The organism is Paraburkholderia sabiae, assembly GCF_030412785.1.
Classification (GTDB): domain Bacteria; phylum Pseudomonadota; class Gammaproteobacteria; order Burkholderiales; family Burkholderiaceae; genus Paraburkholderia; species Paraburkholderia sabiae.
On sequence record NZ_CP125296.1, the window covers coordinates 1,068,114 to 1,087,058 of the forward strand.

Below are 18,945 nucleotides of genomic sequence, written 5' to 3' on the forward strand. Positions count from 1 at the left end.
TCCGTGAGCGTGGGAAAAGATCGGCAGCTTTATTGGGTCTCGCCGATTGAAACAGGGGTAACAGTGTCGGCACCGACCGCCGGCGCGACATCGGGCACGTCGTGGCCGGAAGGCTCGAAAACGATCGCGGCGGATGGCGGCGCATCGCTATCGATGATGTCGACGCCGATGCCGGTCAGTGCGCGCTTCGAGGAGAACGCATCGAGCCAGAGCGCTGACAGCCGCGGCAGGATGTGCTGTTCGATAAAGCCGATCAGCACACGTGCACCCGTTTCCTGCACGAGGCAGCGGGCGACGATGTAGTCGACGACGCGCTCGCTGTAACGAAGCGCGATGTCGTGACCGTCGGCCATGCGACGCACGACGCGGTTCAGATGCAGACGCACGATGCTTGCGAGCGATGCGTGAGCGAGCGGCCGGTAGGGCACCACAGTGACGCGACCCATGAAGGCGGCAGGAAACGTCTTCAGCAGTTCCGGTGCGAGCGCCTCACGCAGGCCGTCCTGATCGGGGGCGAGCGTCGCGTCCGCGCACAGGCTTGCAGTTAGTTCCGATGCGGCGTTGCTCGTAAGCAGGATCGTCGTGTTGCGAAAGTCGATGTAGCGTCCGTCGCCGTCTTCCATGTAGCCCTTGTCGAACACCTGGAAGAACATTTCGTGGACGTCGTGATGCGCCTTTTCGATCTCGTCGAGCAGCACGACCGAATACGGGCGGCGACGGACCGCTTCCGTCAGTACGCCGCCTTCGCCGTAGCCGACGTACCCCGGCGGCGCGCCCTTGAGGCCCGAGACGGTATGCGCTTCCTGATACTCGCTCATGTTGATCGTGATCAGGTTCTGCTCGCCGCCGTAGAGCGCTTCGGCCAGCGCGAGCGCCGTTTCCGTCTTGCCGACGCCGGAAGGGCCTGCAAGCAGAAACACGCCCAGCGGCTTTTTCGGATCGGCAAGCCCTGCACGCGCGGTCTGCACCCGCTCGCTGATCTGGTGCAACGCATCGGACTGTCCGATCACGCGGGCACCAAGTGTTTCTGGCAGCGTGCGCACGGCGGTGATTTCGTCCGTCACCATGCGGCCGACAGGAATGCCCGTCCAGTCGGAGACGATTTCCGCGATGATCGCTGCGTCCACGTCGGGAAAGACCAGTGGTGTGTCGCCCTGCAGATCGCAAAGCATCCGTTCGAGATTGCGCAGCGTGTCAAGCGAGGGCGCATCGTCATCACCAGCAGCAACGGCCGCTCGGGCCCGTGCAAGTGCCCTGGCAGCGGCAAGCTGCGTTTGCCAGCGCGCGTCGATCGCACCTTCCTGCGCCGACAGTGTGCTGATGCGCGCCTGCACCGCAGCCATTGCCTTGTCTGCATCGAGTCCGATGCGTGCTTCCTGTTCAAGCAGCTCGCGTTCAACGTGCGCTGCCTGAAGGCGCTGACGTACATTCTGGAGTTCGCGAGGCGGTGTATGCTGCGACAGCGCCACGCGCGCGCACGCGGTGTCGAGCAGACTGATCGCCTTGTCGGGCAATTGCCGCGACGGAATGTAGCGGTGCGACAGCGTGACGGCTGCGCGGATCGCCTCGTCGAGAATCACCACGCCGTGATGCTTCGAGAACGCAGCGGCGAGTCCGCGCACCATGTCGATGGCGGCCACTTCCTCGGGTTCGGGAACCTGCAATACCTGAAAGCGGCGGGTGAGGGCAGGGTCCTTCTCGATGTGCCGCTTGTATTCAGACCATGTCGTCGCGCCGATCATGCGTACCGCACCGCGCGCGAGCGCAGGTTTGAGCAGGTTGGCGGCGTCTCCCGTTCCAGCCTGGCCACCCGCGCCGACGAGCGTATGGATTTCGTCGACGAACAGGATGATAGGTACAGACGATTTGACGGCGGCCTCGAGCACACCCTTCAGCCGTGACTCGAACTCGCCCTTCATGCTTGCGCCAGCGAGCAGGGCGCCGACATCGAGCGACATCAGCCGTACGCCGGCAAGTGTCGGTGGCACGTCGCCCGCTGCAATGGCGAGCGCGAGTCCTTCAACGACAGCCGTCTTGCCGACACCCGCTTCACCCGTCAGCAGTGGATTGTTCTGACGCCGACGCTGCAGGATATCGCTCATCACGCGGATCTCCGCCCCGCGACCGGTCACGGTGTCGATCTCGCCGGCACGCGCACGTGCCGTCATATCCGTGCAGTACTGGTCGAGGAGCGACCCTTTGCCCGCTACCTGCACGGCCTGCGACGCTTCGCCCGGTACGGCGGGCGAAAAGTCGCTGTTGTCATAAGGCATGTCGGCGGACTCTGGCGAACCCTCGATCCATGCAGTCAGCGCTTCGCCCATGCCGGTTGCCGGGATACGTCCGAACGCTGGCGAGATGGAAAGGAGTATGCGTCGCAGCTCCGGCGTGCCGGCGAGCGCGGCTATCAGCCACGCGCCTCGCACGCGCCTGTCGCCGAACTCCAGGGTGGCAAGCACCCAGGCACGTTCAATCGCAAGTTCGATGTGATGCGAGAAATCGCTGATGGAGCTCGCGCCCGCAGGCAGTGCGGCAAGTGCGCGGGCGAGATCGCGTTCGAGCGTGTCCTGCTCGATTCCTGCATGCCGGACAATCCGGTGTAGATCGCTATCGGGCAACTGTATCAACTGATGCAGCCAGTGAACCAGTTCAACATAGGGGTTGCCACGCAGTTTGCAGAACGTGGTCGCGGATTCGATGCTGCGAAAGAGGGTGGCACCGAGCTTGCCGAACAGTGCCTGTCGGGAAATCGTCATGAGCGGTTGGCTACAAGTACAGATGTGGACTACGAAACAATATCCTGACAGTCACCTGGATGCAGCCCCGTCTGGTCTGGTTTCCGGAAGATCCCGTCCTCGACTCCTGGTCCGGTCTTGCCAATGAATTTTCTGTCTTTCTATTGCGAACGCTTCGGATTATTGTCAGTTCCTCCAGAGTCGTCAATACGGTTTTATATTAAATTTGCATTAATCAATTCTTGACACAAATCAATTCCACAGTACTGAAACAGATGCTTGTGGAAGGGATGAATTCTGCTCAACCCGCTGATTTATAGGGAAATAGTTAGATCACTGTCGTTCGTCCAGAAACCGCCTAGATTAATGAAAATAAGGATAAATCGGATTATTCTCACGCAATTCAGGAGGTGGCATGTAAGAGTATTACTACGCGAAAATTGCATCTCGAATTAACACTCTAGAGCCGGGGTGCGGTGAAGCAAATTTAATATGGACAGGTGTGTCAGGTCGTGAGTTAATCCGGCAATAACACTCGCGTCGCAACATGGCTTTCTCTGCTCAACTCTCCAGAATTTTCAGCAAGACCCGGGTCGGTGCCGATACAGATCAGCAGTCCGATGCGACTGCAACGACTGGGTCCGGCGTACAGGTAACGACGCCGCGCGGAAGCGATGCCATCTACGAACTGTTCGGCGCGCCATCCGATGCGGGTCACAATCGGGCAGCACATTTTCAGGATGAACCATCGGCAACGACGGCCCCCGACGACATCATCCGTCGTCTGAATGATCAGTATTACCAGGCGATCGCATCGTCCCGCTTTTCGCTGACGGACCGGTGGGTCGACTCAGGGTTGCTGACCGGAGAGGGCCAGGCGCGACAGCCGTGGGAAGAGCATGCCGTCGATAACAACGCAACCGGGTCCATTTCCGATCTGCTCGCCGATATCGAGGAGCTGGAAGAAGCGTTTGGCCCGCTTCGTCACGGCGAGTCGCCGGAACCGGTGGTGCCCGAGCCGATGCCCGAGATTCTCCTGCTGTTCGCGCCACCGGAATTTCAGGCGACGGCCTTGCGTCGTCCTGCGTCACTGCCGCCTTCGCTGGTGCGGCGTGAACATCACACGCTGGCGATCGACAGCCCGATGGTGGCGCGCGACGCCGCTTCGATCGCGTATCCCGAGACAAATCAATGAGCGTCCAGTCAGTCATGCACGAGCCGAAACACGCACCCCTCGTCCCAGCACGGGAGCTTGAAGCGGCAGAGGCCGCCGTACGCCAGCAACCAGCTCAGGTTGTTCACCGCTGGAGACTGTTCCAGTGGCTTTGCATTACCTGTCAGTGGGAAAGGGCAGTACAGCAGCTTCAGGTATATGCGCAGCTGGATTCGTCGCAGATACCGCTGGTGCAGGCCTGTCGCGATCTCGTGCGTGCCGAGCGCACCCGTGCACGTGTCATGGCAGGCGGGCAGCAGCCCGGTTTTGTGGTGGACGACGTGCCGCTGTGGATGCGCGCGTTAGTGACTGCGTTGGGTCTGGCAGGGCAAGGGCAGATTGAGGCGGCCGATGACGCACGGCTGCGCGCGCTCGACCTGGCGCCACTGGTTGCTGGGGGCTGCGGCGACACTACATTCGACTGGATTGGCGACAGCGATACGCGGCTGGGGCCGGTCTGCGAGTTCATTACGGCAGGGCGCTATCGATGGATGTCGCTCGCGGACATCACCGCGTGGCATATCGAACGGCCTCACACCCTGCTCGATCTCATCTGGGCGCCGTGCGTGCTGACACTCACCGATGGCACGCATATCCGGGGATTTATGCCGGCACGTTATCCGGACTGCAGTGATGCGCATGGCCACGAGCGGGATGCGCTACTGCTGGCCCGACGTACGACATGGAGCGAGCTCGGTCGCACCGGCGTGATTGCCTCAGGCCGCAAGACATGGACGACCAGCGCCGGCGATTTCGACCTGTACGAATTGGCTCACTGTTCATTTGCCTCGCATGCCGAAGCTGTGGCGGGCACACACGGCGACCCTGTGTCGGGAGCATCGCTGTGAGCCGCAAGCCCAATGACCGGAATCAGCCAGCGTCTGCTCCGCGCAGGGCCGACACACATCTGCTGCCCACCCTGTTTGACCGCCTGCGTGATGACGCGCCGCACAGGCAGACCGAGGCACCGGGCGAATACGCCGTCACGCGCTCGCAGATGCGCGACATCATCCAGCGTGATCTGGCCTTTCTGCTCAATGCCACCAGCATCGAGGACCAGATCGACCGCAAGCGTTATCCGCGCGCGGCGGCGTCGACGATCAACTTCGGCGTGCAGCCACTTGCGGGAGCCTTCACGGCCTCGCGCGACTGGGGGGACATTGAAACGATCATCCGGCGCGCGATCGGCGATTTCGAGCCGCGTCTGATTCCGGATTCCGTAAGGGTCGTGCCGTTAACGGCGATCGACGGCAAAGGCCACTACAACCATCTCGCGTTCGAGATTCACGGAATGATCCGCATGGATCCGTATCCGCTCGAATTCATGGTGCAAAGCTCGCTTGATCTGGAAACGAGCCGTCTGCAGACGACCGCTCGCTGAGAAAACAGGAACCCCGCATGGACCCGCGACTACTCGATTACTACAACCGGGAACTGATCTACATGTACGAACTCAGCGACGAGTTCGCACAGGCACATCCAAAGATCGCCCGGCGTCTGGGCATGCAGGCGGGTGAAGTCGCCGACCCGTACGTGCAACGGCTGATCGAGGCATTCGGTCTCATGGCTGCGCGCATGCAGCTCAAGCTCGATGCGGAGTTTCCGCGTTTCACTGGGCGACTGCTCGAAGTCATTTTTCCGAACTATGTTTCGCCGACCCCGTCGATGGCTGTCGCACGGTTCTACCCGAGCCCGAAGGAAGGCAATCTTGTCGAGGGTTTTACGGTGCCGCGGGACTCCACGCTAAAAAGCTGGGAACCCCCTGGCGAAAAGACGGAGTGCGAGTTTCGCAGCAGCCAGAACGTAACGCTGTACCCGATCGAGATCAGCGATGCACGGCTCACGGGTATCCCGCCGGATATTCCGATGCTTGACCGCTACGTGCCGGCGCACACGCAGGTGCGTGGGGCGTTGCGTCTACGCCTGCGTGCGACGGGAGACGCGAAAATCTCCGAGCTGCGCAATCTGGATCGCCTTCCGGTGTATCTGGCTGGTGACGAACAGGTGGCCTCGCACCTGTTCGAGTTGCTGCACGCAGGCGGAGTGGCCACGATTACGGGGGAGCCAGGCGCATTCGGCGACGCTGACCGGCCCTTCGCGGCCGTCACCCGCGATGCCGTCGTGCATGAGGGGCTGGGTACCGATCAGGGGCTGTTGCCGCTCGTGTGGTCGAAGTTTCACGGCCACAACCTGCTGCATGAATACTTCGCGTGCCCGAGCCGCTTCTACTTCTTCACCCTGACGGGACTCGCGGAGGGCCTGAAAAAAGCGAAGGGCCGCGAAGTCGAGATCGTCGTCCTGCTCGACCAGTCGCCCGACCGGCTGGCGGGGCTCGTGGACGCATCGCGTTTCGCGCTGTTCTGCACACCCGTGATCAACCTGTTTCCGCGCAAGGCGGAGCGCATCGAACTGAAGGAAGCCAGCACCGAGTTCCATCTGCTGCCGAAACGTCTTAAGCCGCTCGATTATGAGGTCTTTGCGGTCGATTCGCTGCATGGCCAGATAGGCGAGCATTCGACGAGGCTCGAGTTCCGGCCGCTCTATCAGACCCTGAACAATGACGAAGGCAATCACGGACGCTATTTCTCGCTGCGTCGCGAGCGGCGGCTGTTATCGGACTCGGCACGCCGCTACGGTACGCGCACGCCCTATATCGGCACCGAGGTGTTCGTGTCGCTGGTCGATCAGCACGAGGCGCCTTATCACGAAGGCATGCGCTACCTGTCCGTCGACGCATGGCTCACCAATCGAGACCTGCCAAACCTTGTGCCGCGCAACGGGGTGAGAGATCTGAAGCCGATCGAGAACACGCCCGTCGACAGTATCGGCCTGATCCGCGCGCCGAGCACGCCGCGTGCACCGTTCGCCGAGCGCGAGACGGCGTGGCGGCTGATCCGGCAACTGAACTTCAACTACCTGCCGCTCGAAGACATTGATCACCGGCAAGGCGGGCAGGGGCTGCGCGACATGCTGCGCCTGTTCCTCACGGCTGAAGACACTACGCACCAGCGCCAGATCGAAAGTCTCGTGGGCGTGAAGACAAAGCCTGTTGCACGCAAGCTGCCCGGCGGCGGCCCGCTCGTGTTCGGGCGCGGCATCGAATGCCAGCTTACCGTCGACGAGAACGGGTTTTCGGGCACGAGTCCGTATCTCTTCGGCCTGATACTCGAGCATTATCTCGCACGGCACGTGTCGATGAATTCGTTCACGCAGACCGAACTCCACTCGATGCAGCGCGGCCGCGTCATGCGCTGGCCCGTGCGGATGGGCACACGCGGAGTGGCCTGATGAAGCGGGCACCTTTCACGTCGATGCTGCGCGACGCAGCGCTGTCGCCCGAAATGGTCGAACACCTGCAGGCCGAGCCGTGGCGGTACGGGTTCTTTCCGCTGATGCGCCGTATCGGCGCCGATACGCGTATCGACCCGATCGGCGCCGCGCGGCGGCCGCGCGCCGAACCCTTCCGGCTGGGACAGAAACCGAGTCTAACCTTTGCGCCGCGCGAGATCGCGAGCGTGGGCGAACTGGACGGACGCCTGCATGTGCGCCTGTTCGGGCTCGGCATGCTCGGGCCGAACGGGGCGCTGCCCATTCACATGACGGAGATCGCGCGGGAGCGCGAAGAAAGCCGGCGCGACCGGACGCTGGTTAACTTTCTCGACATCTTTCACCATCGTTATCTGACGCTGCTGTACCGCGCGTGGGCAAGCGCCCAGGCGACGGCAGGGCTGGATCGCCCCGGGCCCGACAGTGAACGGTTTTCGTTCTACGTCGCGAGTCTGAGCGGGCAGGATACGACCGAGATCGCGCAGCGTGCGCTGCCCGCCCATGCGCAGCTGGCAGCGTCGGCCAATCTCGTTCGCGAGGCACGCGAACCCGATGGCTTGCGCATGACGCTCGAGCGCTTCTTCGGTGTACCCGTTGCGATCGAGGAGTATGTGTTTCACTGGATTGGTGTCGCGGAAGAGGATCACAGCTATCTCGGCAAGGCGGGTGAGGCCGCAACGATGGGCGACGGCGCGATGCTCGGCGAGAAGGTGCCGGACCGCCAGCATCGCTTCCGGATCGTCATCGGTCCGGTCGATATCGACGAGTACCTGCGCTTTACGCCGCGCGGCGAGGATCTGCCGAAGCTGGTCGACTGGGTACGCAGTTTCATCGGTCGCGAATTCGACTGGGAACTCGAGCTGCGCATCCGCGCGCAAAGCGCACCGCCCGCGGTGATGGGCGGGCCGCAGCAGCTCGGCTGGTCGGGATGGCTTGGCCGCTCGCCCAGCGGTGAGCCGATTACGGGCATGCGCTTCGAGCCCGAGCTGTATGTGAACAATTTTGAGCAGGATGGCAATGAATAGCAGCAGGAAACAGGGGGCGCCGAAGCCGCCAAAAGCGGCGACAGCGGGTTCACCCGCGGCCGCGACGCACGACTGGATGACGCCCATCGATCAGAACGCTCCGTGCGGCGCCGACCTTGAATACGATCCGGAATTCGTCGTGCTGTCGTCGCAGATGGCGGCGAAGGTCGCGGCGCAATACGGCGACTTCGTCGGCTCGCCTGAGCCGGTGAACTGGACCGAAGTCGATCGCGATTGCCGGCGCCTGATGATACGCAGCAAGGATATGCGTCTTGGTGTGCTGTTTGCGCGCGGTCGCACGAGGCTCGCCGCATCGGCCGGACTTGCGGAAGGGCTCAGTCTGCTCGCGGGATGGCTCACCGCGTTTCCCGACACGATTCACCCGCAGCCGGGTGTCGACGATGATCACGACGCGGCGCTGGAAATTCGCATGAACGCACTGCAGACACTGGCCGATACGGAAGGACTGCTGTCGGACGTGCGTGAGATTGCACTTGCCCGCTCGACGGCGGCACGACTCCAGGTGCGCGACATCGAGCGTGCTTTCGCTCATCCGCGGCCGAGCGATGCACTTGCGCCCGAATCGGTCACGCGGCAGCTCGAGGATCTGCGCACACAGCAGCCGGAGATGCTGGCCGGGTTCGACAGCGCGCTCGCGAGTCTCGGGGCCATTGATGAATGGGGCAGGACGCATCTGGGTGTGTATCAGCCGGATCTGTCCGCATTGACGCGGTTGTTGCGACGCGTAGTGGGCGATGGACCTCGCGTGGCGCCGACGCTGGATGTGCCGGAGATCGGGGAAGAGTTGTCCGTCGATACGGGAACGGCGGGGGCGTCGACGGGCGATGCACTTACGGACCGCCACGACGTGCCACAGCAAGCTGTCGATGTAACAGGCAGCCCACGCGCCAGCGTAGCAGTGACTGGCCGGGAAGGGGCGCTGGAGCGCATCCGCGAAGCACGTCACTGGTTCGAACAGCATGAACCGAGCAGTCCGATTCCCGTTTTGTTACGGCGGGCCGAACAGTGTGTCGGCAAACGGTACGCGGAAGTGGTGAACACTATTCCCCCAGAGCTGCTGGTGCAGTGGGACGGTGAATAAGACGACTTTAAGGGCTGGCAACGAAAGGAGTCCAATGTTCAGAATCATCCTCACATTCGCGCTTGGTGTTGCATTTCTTCTGGGCGCCCTGTTCAGCGCGATATCCACTCGCGCGTTCCTGCAGGCGTCGGTGGCCGTACCCGGGAAGGTCGTCGCGCTGAACGCTGGCGGCAGCCATCCCCGGATCACCTTTGTGACACGACAAGGCGAGACGGTGTCGTATCCGCAGGGGGGCTTCATTTACGGCATGACGGTGGGAGAGAGCGTCAGCGTGCGCTACGAGGAAGCGCGCCCGCGCACGAGCGCGCGCATCGATGTTTTCGGCGCCATCTGGTCAACGACAATCGCGTTCGCAGCCATTGGCGGTGGCGCCATCGTGACGGCCCTGACTCGCTGGCCGAGGAAGAACGGGAACAGTCCATCGGATAGCGGTATGGGGACGGTGTGAGAACGATTCAGGCGAAGTTGCCGGGTCAATGGGAAAGAGAGGAGTGAACTGCGATGCCCAATGAGACGAAACAGATGAGTGCGGCAGGCCTGAACGCGTTGCGAACACGAGAGGGAGCTGTTCTTCACTACTACAACGACATTGCGAACAACTGCACTTTTGGCGTGGGCGGACTGGCGCATCACGGTCCGTGCACGGACGAGGAAATGCGCCGTCCCGTGAACGCTGCTGACGTCAATGCACAGCTGGCGGTCAGCGTGCGGAGTGCCGAGGCGGCGGTACGCCGGCAGGTGCCGCGACGTGAACTGAGTCAGGATCAGTTCGATGCGCTGGTGAGCTACACCTACAACACTGGGCCCACAGGTGCGCATCCGGTGCTTTCGGCGGCAAACGCCGGACAGGACGCCCAGGTGGTGTCCCACATGAACCGGAACGTGAATGTGGTGCCGCGAGATGCGCATGGCCGGCGTTTGCGTCCTGTCCGGTCGGCGGGGCTGGTCAACAGGCGTCGCGAAGAAGCAGCCCCCTTTCAGCCACCGGTGCCTGCCCGATGAAACTCGCAATCGCGCTCTTCATCGGACTGATCTGCACATCGCTAAATGCAGTCGCCATGAACCCGGTCGATGAAATTGCCACACGCAGCGGATTGCCCGCGAGTGAGGTCGTTGCGCTGCTCACGAACTGCGACGTCAGCCAGACCAGCATGAACTTCTGTGCATGGCGCGACCAGCTGGTGGCTGATCAGAATCTCCAGCTCGCGATATCGCACAAGACGACGCAATTCCCGGCATGCAAGAGCCGCCTCGAAAAGCAGACTGCCCGATGGACGCGGCAGCGCGATCTTGCATGCCGGAAGGGAGCGCAACAGGACTGGGGGAACGGATCGATACATCAGGCGGCACAGGCTATCTGTGTGACGAAGGAAACGCAACGGATTACAGGAAAGGTAAAAGCCTTTCATTGTCAGTAGCCGGAGTACCGGATCTCTCCGGAATCGTGCGCAGAACCAGCATCAGGATATAGCCGCACTGAAGGCGTCGTGGTGTCAGTCAGAAGACTATGGAGTGCATTTAGTTATGCTTATGTTTTCAACGAATCGTACGGTAACGATGAGCGGTGCGGCGTTGCCGGAATCGCCGTTCGGCGGGTCTGCCCTGGAACTTAAGGGTATCTCTGGCGAAGAAACCCTTTCGGAAATCTACGCGTACACGCTGGCGTGCCGGACGCCGATCGAGATTCCCGCTGAGGTCGCAGCCAACCTCGATCTCAAATCGATGATCGGGAAGGAGCTCACGGTCACGATCCAGCTGGACGGCATGGGAACCTTCATGGCTGGAATCCAGGGCATGGGGGGGGCGGCCAATATCGGGGCGGGCGCGCGGGAAATTAGCGGCATTGTGACAGAGGCGCGCTATGTCGATCAGACGAACCGGCAGAGCAATTACGAACTGGTGATGAAACCCTGGATCTGGCTAGCTGACCAGCGATCGGACTTCAGAATATTCCAGCGCAAGTCCGTGGTGGAAATTATCGAGGAGGTGTTCGGAAACTACATGTATTCCTACGACCTGCGTCTGAGCGGGACGTACTCAGCCTTGGACTACCAGGTCCAGTATGGAGAGACCGACTACTACTTCATTCAGCGCCTGATGGCCGAGCATGGCATCTACTGGTTCTTCGAGCATTCGGACACCTTCCACCGGATGGTGCTGGTCGATCAGCTGGGTGCGCACAAACCGGTTGAGAGTGCTGCCTACCAGACGCTGCCATATTACCCGCCGGGTCAGAAGATCGATCAGGAATACATCAGCCAGTTCGACACGGGCGGCAGTCTCCAGTCAGGTCGATGGACAACGAATGATTTCGACTTCAAGAAGCCGAAGGCACAACTCATCGCGCAGAACGAACTGCCGCAGGAGACAGCGCATAACGACTTCGAGCGCTACGAGTGGCCAGGGGACTACACCGATCCGTCGCATGGAGAAGCATTCGCGCAGTTGCGTATGGAAGAAGTCCGCGCGCACGGTGAGCGTGCGTCTGGCAGCGGCAATGTGCGCGACGTCGTGTGCGGTACGACCTTCCAGTTTGAGGGCTATCCTCATCAGGCGGCAAACCAGGAATACCTGGTGATCAGCGCCTGGTTTTCGGCGACGGAGATTAGCGATACCAGCGGTTCGGGCGCCTACTCAGTCAATAGTTCATTCGTGGTACAGCCAGCGACGACGGTGTTTCGGCCGTCTCGCACGCGATATCCGAAGCCACGCACCAGCGGTCCACAGACGGCCGTGGTGACGGGGCCAGCCGGGCAGGAAATCTGGACCGACCAGTACGGTCGCGTGAAGCTGAGCTTTCACTGGGACCGCTCGGGTGTAATGGACCAGAACTCGTCGTGCTGGATACGTGTGTCGTATCCGTGGGCAGGTGGCGGTTTCGGTGGCGTGAACATTCCGCGTATCGGCACCGAGGTCATCGTTGATTTCGAGAACGGCGATCCGGACAGGCCGATCGTCGTCGGCCGGCTTTATAACGCGATGACGATGCCGCCGTGGGAACTGCCTGGTGGTGCAACACAGAGCGGCCTGCTGTCGCGTTCGATGAAAGGCGGAGCGGGCAATGCGAACGCCATCCGTTTCGAGGACAAGGCGGGCGCGGAAGAACTCTGGCTGCAGGCCGAGAAGGACATGCGCACCGAGGTCGAGAACGACGAGTCACATTCGGTGCTGGCCAACCGGACCAAGTCCGTCGGCGGCAACGAAACGACCAGCGTCAAGGGAACCAGGACGGAAACGGTCACAGGCGACGAGAGCATTACCCTGCAGGCCAACCGCACGCGTTCAGTCGCGTCGAACGACACGGTCGAAATCGGCGCCAACCAGTCGACGACTGTGACGGGAAACCAGCGCCATGAAGTGAAGGCGAACCGGGACCGCATTGTCGGCGGCAATGACACGCTGAGTGTCACCGGCTTCCGGGAAGAAACCGTCACGGGTACCGGTACGGAAACGGTCCACCAGGCGAAGACATCCAATCTGCTGAACGATCATACGGTGATGGTGACGGGACACCAGCTGGTTCAGGTGGGCAAAGGGAAGGAGTTGCATGTCACAGGCGACGTCGTCGTGTCCTCGACGACAAAAATCAGCCTTGTTTGCGGCAGTTCGCAGATCGTCATGGATGCGGCGGGCAACATCAATATCACTGGCGTGAATGTCACGTCCACGGGCTCGTCCAGTCATACCGTCAATGGCTCAACGGTAACCAGCAATGCCACGGGCGAGAACACGGTCCAGGGCGCAATCCTGAAGCTCAATCCATGACAGGTGCGCAATCCATGCAGAACTGGCAACCGACCAATCCGGTCGAGCGCCGCCTGATGACGGCGCATGAAGACTGGCTGCGCTTTGCAAAGAATCCGCGTGCCCGTCTGCTTTACTGGCGTACGGACGAAGCCGATATCGAACTGGTCAGGGCGTACTTCCAGAGTCAGGAGGAACTGTCCAGCGCCGTCCTTCGCCTGACCTCTCCCTTCGAAAGCGCTGAGCAATACTCACGTGCACTGGCGAAGGAACTGATCGACTTTTACGATGCCCGTCGCGAGGGCTCTGCGGCTCGCGGCGTGACTGCTGACTGGGCACCAGCGTGGCGGGGTGCCGAAACATCGACGCAGTATCTGTTGAAGCTGACAGATAGCCTGATGACGCATCATCCGGACGTGTTTCCCGGCATGGTGCTGATCCTCGCGCCCGGGACGGTGTCGAAGGACCAGGACTTTGAACGCTGGCTCGACAGGCTGCTCGCCGAAGTGAATCAGGGCGCGTGGCGTTCTGACCGGCTCCGCTTCGTCCAGTATGGCACGGCCGCTGATCCGCTCGCGTGGCTGCGCACGCAGTGGCCCGATCGCGTTCGCGTCGTTCACGGCCGGTACCAGATGCGCGCCGTTCCGCGTGAACTGGTCGCACAATCGGGCGAACGCGGGCCTTCGGGACAGTTCCGGCGACTCTTCGCAGAACTGTCGGAGACGCTTGCACACGACGATCCGAAACGGCTCGAAATTCTGCGTCGCGCAGCGCTGGAAGTCACCACGAAACAGCAATGGTTCGATCAGGGCGCCATCGTTCATCTGCTCGCCGGTGCGGCTTATCTCAAGTGGCAATCGCACAATCTGGCGCTCGACGCGTATCAGCAGGCCACGCACAGCGGCCAGCAGGCGCTGGAGATCGATCACGTCGCGGGCAGCAAACTGGTCGTCAACGGTCTCTTTGGTCAGGCAAGCGTTCACCTGATGCGGGGTGATTACGCCGAAGCCGCGCGCTGCTACGGCGAAGCCTCTTTCTATACGGAAGCGGAACGGGACGGCATCCTGACCGTCGAGGCGCGCCGCATGCAGGGCTGGTGTCTCGACAAGGCAGGTCGTTACGAGCAGGCCCTCGATGCGGGTTTCAAAGCGCTGGATGGCGGTGAGTGGATCGAGCCGGCATTGCGTGCGAACAGCAATCTCCAGCTGGTGACGAAATGGATGCTCGATCAGACGGGATTTTTGGGTGCACATGGGCGGCGCCCGGAACTCATCCAGCGGCTGAAGCAGCTGTATGGCGATAACTGGTCCGAGGCGATCAAGCCGCTGGCTGCGGAGGACGTGTCGCGACAGATCGCCGCTGGTGACAACGCCGATGTTCATGCCGGCACCAGTGAGGAAAACACATAATGACAATGCTTGCAGTCACGCACCTCACGCCCGTGATCGGCATCGATGTGCATGAGGTGATCACCATTCCACCGGCGCCGGCGCCCGTTCCTCTGCCGCATCCGCATGTCGGGTTCGTGCTGGACCTGCAGGAATACATCAGCGCAGCCAAGGCGGCGATCGGCAGTATCGCCTTCAGTTTTGTCGAAGAGCAGGCTACCGACTTCCTGAAAGCCCATCAGGCCGATGTCGACAAGATTGCCAACAGCAGCGTCGTGAAGTCGGCGACGGGCGCCGTGCACGCGGTCATGAACAGCGACGTCGTCAAGACGGGCATGGACGCCATGAACGCCGTCAGCAAGGTCCAGCAGAACGTGACGGACGCGCTGGGCGGCAACGTCGGCAATGGTGGGGGCGGGCGCCCGATCCTGATCAACGGACTGATGCGGGCGACCGCGGGTACGCACACCTATCACGTTCCCGGTCTGCACTTCCCGCTCGGGGCAGAGTTCTCGGGTACCGACGCAACAGGACCGTCGCAGGATTCCGAGTCGTTCATGGGTAGCCGTACCGTGCTGGCCAACGGCGATCCGATGTCGTTTCTCCCGCTGCCCGCGCTGAGTTGCTGGTTCGTCGGGATGGAGCCGATGGGGCACAACAGCGCGCACACGAACCGCTCCTATCTGTCGCTGCCGACCTCGACCATGCTGCCGATCCCGGCCGGCAATCCGGTACTCGTGGGCGGGCCGCCCATCATGAACATGATGGCGGTCGCCGCGTCTCTCTTCAAGGCATTCCGGGGCTCGAAGCTCGCGAAAAAGCTGTTCAAGAACTTTCCGTCGGGGTACATCAAGTGCGTGATTTTCGACGCGGAGCCCGTGAACTCGATCACCGGCGAAGTCGTCGTCCAGCAGAATGACTTTACGGTCGAGGGCCGCCTGCCCCTCACCTGGGACCGCTATTACGCGAGCCACGATACGTTCGTCGGTGCGCTCGGGCGTGGCTGGCAGTCTCCGGCCGATATTCGCATTGAACTGGTGCGCGATGGTGAGCAGTTTGGAGCGGCCGTCTACTTCCCGGATCACGCGACAGCGTTCGATGAACTGCCTGTGCAGTCCGGATGGGAAGAGCGTCGTTACGACCGCCAGCATGGTCATGCTCTTTACATTCAGGACTCCATATTGGTGGTACGAACGCGTTCGGGAATCGAGTACGGGTTCAGGCTGCCGGAAAGGTGGCGTGAGCATGTGCCGACTGTCGGCAAGGCACATCCATTGAGCGTGCCGCTCTCGCAGATGTCCGACCTGAACGGCAACGGCTGGCTGATCGAACGCAACTCCCAGGGCCGGCAGGCCGGGCCGGTGCTGCAGTTCACCGAGTGGTCCAGCGGCGCACAAACGGGGCGTGCCGTCCAGTGCTTTGCGGGCGATGTACAGGGATGCATTGGCAAGGTCATCCTGCGCGATGCGCAGGGGGCTAGTCATCCGCTCGCTCACTACCGGCAGGACAGCACCGGCGCGCTGGTCGCTGTCCTCGATGCCCTGGGCAAACCCTACAGCTTTGAATATGCGAGTGCGCATCATATGGTGCGGCACACGGACCGCAACGGTCTGTCGTTCTACTACGAGCACGTCCGGCACGACGACGGCGTGTGGCGGGTCGAGCGCGCGTGGGGTGACGGGGGGCTGTACGACTACCACTTCACGTACGACACCGAGCACCTTGAGACACGCTTTACCGATTCGCTCGGTCACACGACGATCCTCCAGTACAACGACCAGCAATTGCCGGTTGCGCGTATCGATGGGCTGGGTGGGGTGCGCAGCTACCAGTACGATGGTCAGGGGCGCACGAAATCTGAAGTGGATGCGGGCGGCAATACGACGACGTGGGAATACGACCATTACGGGAATCTGCTGGTCCACACTTTGCCGGACCGCAGTGCGGTGCGTACGCAGTACGACGAGCATCACCGGCCAGTCGCGATTACTGACCCTGAGGGAGGCGTCTGGCAGCAGGTGTGGGATGCGCGCGGCAACCTGCTCAGGCAGGTCACGCCGCTGGGCATCGCGACGGAATTCGGATATGACGCGCGCGGCCAACTGGCGCAGGTGACGGATGCCGCCAGCCATATCACCACACTGTCCTATGACCCTCTCGGCCTTCTGGCGAGTCTGACGGATGCGGTCGGTCGTACCACCCGCTTCACGCATGACGCGCGCTGCAACCTCGTGCGGCGTGAGGCGCCGGGCGAGGAACCTGCAACATACACCTGGGATGCAAAGGACCGGCTCGTGGCGTGCCGGCTGCCAGGCGAGCGGTATGTGCGCTGCGAATACGACGCAGAAGACAACCTGCTGCGGTATCACGATGAGGCAGGCCATACGACCGCTTTCAGCTACTACGGACAGGGACAGCTAGCCAGCCGCGTCGATCCCGACGGCAGTGTCACGCGCTATCACTACGACACCGAAGAGCAGCTGACAGGCGTCACCAATCCGCTCGGTCAGACATGGCATCTCAAGCGCGATGCGGCCGGTCAGCTCGTGGAGGAAATCGACTACTACGGGCAGTCGCGTCGCTACACGTACGATCCGGCGGGCCATCTGATCGGGACGATCGATCCACTCGGGCAGATGCTGTCGGTCAGGTGCGATCCGCTGGGACGGATCATCAGCCGGAAATTCGAAGGAAGCAGCGCAGAGGATGGCGCGCAGCACGAGCTCGCAGGCGAAGAACGCTACGCGTACAACCGGCGTGGTCAATTGACCGGGGCCCGCAACGCGCACAGCACGGTTGAGCGTACCTACGATGCCGACGGGCGACTGGTTGCCGAAGCGCAGCATCAACCCGGACTCACCGGGACGCTGGACTATGTCTACGACAAGGCCGGGCGGCTCGAAACGCAGCGCCGGCAGATGAAAGACCTGACGGGTACGGCGCGCTTCGGGCAGACAGTGGCCTATACCTACGACGGCCTGGGTCAGCCAAAGACACTGCAGATCGACGATCATGAGCCGGTCCGCTTTACATACGACGTTGCAGGCCGGCTCTCGCATGCGCAGCTGAGTTCCGAACTGGAGCACCAGTACGGGTACGACACGGCGGGGCGACTCAGCCGCCATGCGACACACCGATCGGGCAGGCAGGATGGGCACACGGCCTATGACTACGATGCCAGCGGCAATCTGGTCATTCGCAGCGACAGTCGTCTGGGCGAGGACCGGTATCGGTACGACCCGCTAGGCCGCATCCTCGCGCACACGGATCCGGCCGGACGTCTGCGTCATTTTGCGTACGACGCGCACGGAGACCGGTTCAGTTCGCATTCCAGCGCGCAGGGACGTGTATTGCAGCACGACGATGGCGCGCAGTGGCGCCTGGACAAGGCTGGGCAACTGGTCGAGCGGACAGGTCGTGAAACGGGCGTGCAGAGGCTTGAGTGGGATGCGTTTGGTCGGCTCGAATGCTTCCAGAACACGCGCAACGAGTGCTGGCGGTATCATTACGACGCCCTCGGCCGCCGGCTCGCGAAAGCAGCTGCCGAGGTGCGGCGTGGCATCCCTGGCGTGGAGCATTGCGAGCGTGGAGCGCAGACCTGGTTTTTATGGGACGGCGATGCATTGGTTGGCGAACTGCGCAGTTGTGCCGATGATATTGCGCGCAGCCAGACAGATCCTTCAGCCGAGGCAAAGTTTTTTGTCTACCATCTGGACAGCTTCGAGCCGCTCGCGATGCAGGTGCTGTCACGCGTCGATGATGAGAATGTCGCACCTGAAACACAGGTGTACTATTACCAGAACGATCCGAACGGTGCACCGGTCAGGCTTCGGTCAATCGCCGGTAGCGTTGCCTGGGAAGCGCATTACAATGTTACTGGTAAGGCCGATCATGTAGAGGCGCAGTGGGTCGGACAGCCTATTCGGATGCAGGGGCAGTACTTTGATGCAGAATCGAACCTGCATTACAACCGGTACAGGTACTTCGATCCGCAGACGGGCATCTTTATATCGCAAGATCCGATTGGGCTTGCGGGTGGCTTGAATTCTTACCAATTCGCGCTCAATGTATTTGGATGGGTTGATCCGCTTGGATTAAGTGTTGAGGCGGGCGATTTACTCGTAAAAGGTGGCGGAAAATATACCGAGGTAAAGCTTCCACCTAAAGTAGTGGTAGAGCAGGGAGGCGTAACTATTGTTCATAATTATAAAAGCGGCGACCACGGCCCCGCCCACTTGCACGTTTCTGGTGGTGGTCCAAAAACGAAAATTGGTCAGAACGGAAAGCCAATCAAAGGGTCACCGCCGCTGAGTTCTCAGCAAGAGGCGGTTGTGTCTGCCAATAAATGTAAGATAAAACGTGCTGTGGATAAAATTCAACGATGGTTTCGGTTTTTTAATAAATATTAATT

Annotated in this window: 13 protein-coding genes; 12 read left to right on the top strand and 1 reads right to left on the bottom strand. The window is 61.5% G+C overall.

The window, feature by feature from the left end; translation table 11 throughout:
• Nucleotides 1-29: 29 nt before the first annotated feature.
• Nucleotides 30-2,756 carry a type VI secretion system ATPase TssH gene (tssH, locus tag QEN71_RS34560; protein ID WP_201647843.1) on the bottom strand — a complete coding sequence of 909 codons (2,727 nt, stop codon included), beginning with the start codon at nucleotides 2,754-2,756 and terminating at the stop codon, nucleotides 30-32.
• Between the two features lie 526 nt (nucleotides 2,757-3,282).
• On the opposite strand from tssH, the gene QEN71_RS34565 reads away from it, so the two are divergent.
• From QEN71_RS34565 to QEN71_RS34620, 12 genes are all read left to right on the top strand, one after another.
• Nucleotides 3,283-3,930: a TagK domain-containing protein gene (locus QEN71_RS34565; protein ID WP_201647845.1), complete on the top strand. Its 648-nt coding sequence runs from the start codon at nucleotides 3,283-3,285 to the stop codon at nucleotides 3,928-3,930.
• A complete protein-coding gene (locus QEN71_RS34570; RefSeq protein ID WP_201647847.1) occupies nucleotides 3,927-4,796 on the top strand; it encodes a type VI secretion system accessory protein TagJ in 870 nt (289 codons plus the stop codon). The genes QEN71_RS34565 and QEN71_RS34570 overlap by 4 nt, the downstream gene beginning before the upstream one ends.
• Entirely contained in the window at nucleotides 4,793-5,329 is a 537-nt protein-coding gene (tssE, locus tag QEN71_RS34575) for a type VI secretion system baseplate subunit TssE (protein ID WP_233471647.1), read from the top strand. The genes QEN71_RS34570 and tssE overlap by 4 nt, the downstream gene beginning before the upstream one ends.
• A 17-nt stretch (nucleotides 5,330-5,346) precedes the next feature.
• Nucleotides 5,347-7,236, top strand: a complete 1,890-nt coding sequence (gene tssF / locus QEN71_RS34580) for a type VI secretion system baseplate subunit TssF (protein WP_201647863.1) — start codon at nucleotides 5,347-5,349, stop codon at nucleotides 7,234-7,236.
• The gene (tssG, locus tag QEN71_RS34585) at nucleotides 7,236-8,300 is read left to right on the top strand and encodes a type VI secretion system baseplate subunit TssG (RefSeq protein ID WP_201647872.1); all 1,065 of its coding nucleotides are present in this window, start codon (nucleotides 7,236-7,238) and stop codon (nucleotides 8,298-8,300) included. The genes tssF and tssG overlap by 1 nt, the downstream gene beginning before the upstream one ends.
• The gene (locus tag QEN71_RS34590) at nucleotides 8,293-9,402 is read left to right on the top strand and encodes a type VI secretion system protein TssA (RefSeq protein ID WP_201647874.1); all 1,110 of its coding nucleotides are present in this window, start codon (nucleotides 8,293-8,295) and stop codon (nucleotides 9,400-9,402) included. Before tssG ends, QEN71_RS34590 begins: the two co-directional genes overlap by 8 nt.
• A gap of 34 nt (nucleotides 9,403-9,436) precedes the next feature.
• Nucleotides 9,437-9,850 carry a DUF3592 domain-containing protein gene (locus QEN71_RS34595; protein ID WP_201647876.1) on the top strand — a complete coding sequence of 138 codons (414 nt, stop codon included), beginning with the start codon at nucleotides 9,437-9,439 and terminating at the stop codon, nucleotides 9,848-9,850.
• Between the two features lie 53 nt (nucleotides 9,851-9,903).
• Nucleotides 9,904-10,404 (top strand): glycoside hydrolase family protein, encoded by a 501-nt coding sequence (locus QEN71_RS34600; RefSeq protein ID WP_201647878.1) that lies wholly within the window; start codon nucleotides 9,904-9,906, stop codon nucleotides 10,402-10,404.
• Entirely contained in the window at nucleotides 10,401-10,820 is a 420-nt protein-coding gene (locus tag QEN71_RS34605; RefSeq protein ID WP_233471648.1) for a lysozyme inhibitor LprI family protein, read from the top strand. The genes QEN71_RS34600 and QEN71_RS34605 overlap by 4 nt, the downstream gene beginning before the upstream one ends.
• Nucleotides 10,821-10,926: 106 nt before the next feature.
• On the top strand, nucleotides 10,927-13,167 hold the full coding sequence (locus tag QEN71_RS34610) for a type VI secretion system Vgr family protein (RefSeq protein ID WP_201647887.1): 2,241 nt from the start codon (nucleotides 10,927-10,929) through the stop codon (nucleotides 13,165-13,167).
• A 14-nt stretch (nucleotides 13,168-13,181) separates the two neighbouring features.
• A complete protein-coding gene (locus QEN71_RS34615; protein WP_233471649.1) occupies nucleotides 13,182-14,555 on the top strand; it encodes a tetratricopeptide repeat protein in 1,374 nt (457 codons plus the stop codon).
• Nucleotides 14,555-18,943: an RHS repeat-associated core domain-containing protein gene (locus QEN71_RS34620; RefSeq protein ID WP_201647889.1), complete on the top strand. Its 4,389-nt coding sequence runs from the start codon at nucleotides 14,555-14,557 to the stop codon at nucleotides 18,941-18,943. Before QEN71_RS34615 ends, QEN71_RS34620 begins: the two co-directional genes overlap by 1 nt.
• Nucleotides 18,944-18,945: the final 2 nt, after the last annotated feature.

Bases quoted from the DNA above. Each gene is read 5' to 3' on its own strand.
- QEN71_RS34565 (WP_201647845.1), top strand. From the start codon at position 3,283: ATGGCTTTCTCTGCTCAACTCTCCAGAATTTTCAGCAAGACCCGGGTC.
- tssH (WP_201647843.1), bottom strand. From the start codon at position 2,756: ATGACGATTTCCCGACAGGCACTGTTCGGCAAGCTCGGTGCCACCCTC.
- QEN71_RS34605 (WP_233471648.1), top strand. From the start codon at position 10,401: ATGAAACTCGCAATCGCGCTCTTCATCGGACTGATCTGCACATCGCTA.
- QEN71_RS34590 (WP_201647874.1), top strand. From the start codon at position 8,293: ATGAATAGCAGCAGGAAACAGGGGGCGCCGAAGCCGCCAAAAGCGGCG.
- QEN71_RS34615 (WP_233471649.1), top strand. From the start codon at position 13,182: ATGCAGAACTGGCAACCGACCAATCCGGTCGAGCGCCGCCTGATGACG.
- QEN71_RS34620 (WP_201647889.1), top strand. From the start codon at position 14,555: ATGACAATGCTTGCAGTCACGCACCTCACGCCCGTGATCGGCATCGAT.
- QEN71_RS34600 (WP_201647878.1), top strand. From the start codon at position 9,904: ATGCCCAATGAGACGAAACAGATGAGTGCGGCAGGCCTGAACGCGTTG.
- tssF (WP_201647863.1), top strand. From the start codon at position 5,347: ATGGACCCGCGACTACTCGATTACTACAACCGGGAACTGATCTACATG.
- QEN71_RS34570 (WP_201647847.1), top strand. From the start codon at position 3,927: ATGAGCGTCCAGTCAGTCATGCACGAGCCGAAACACGCACCCCTCGTC.
- tssG (WP_201647872.1), top strand. From the start codon at position 7,236: ATGAAGCGGGCACCTTTCACGTCGATGCTGCGCGACGCAGCGCTGTCG.
- QEN71_RS34595 (WP_201647876.1), top strand. From the start codon at position 9,437: ATGTTCAGAATCATCCTCACATTCGCGCTTGGTGTTGCATTTCTTCTG.
- QEN71_RS34610 (WP_201647887.1), top strand. From the start codon at position 10,927: ATGCTTATGTTTTCAACGAATCGTACGGTAACGATGAGCGGTGCGGCG.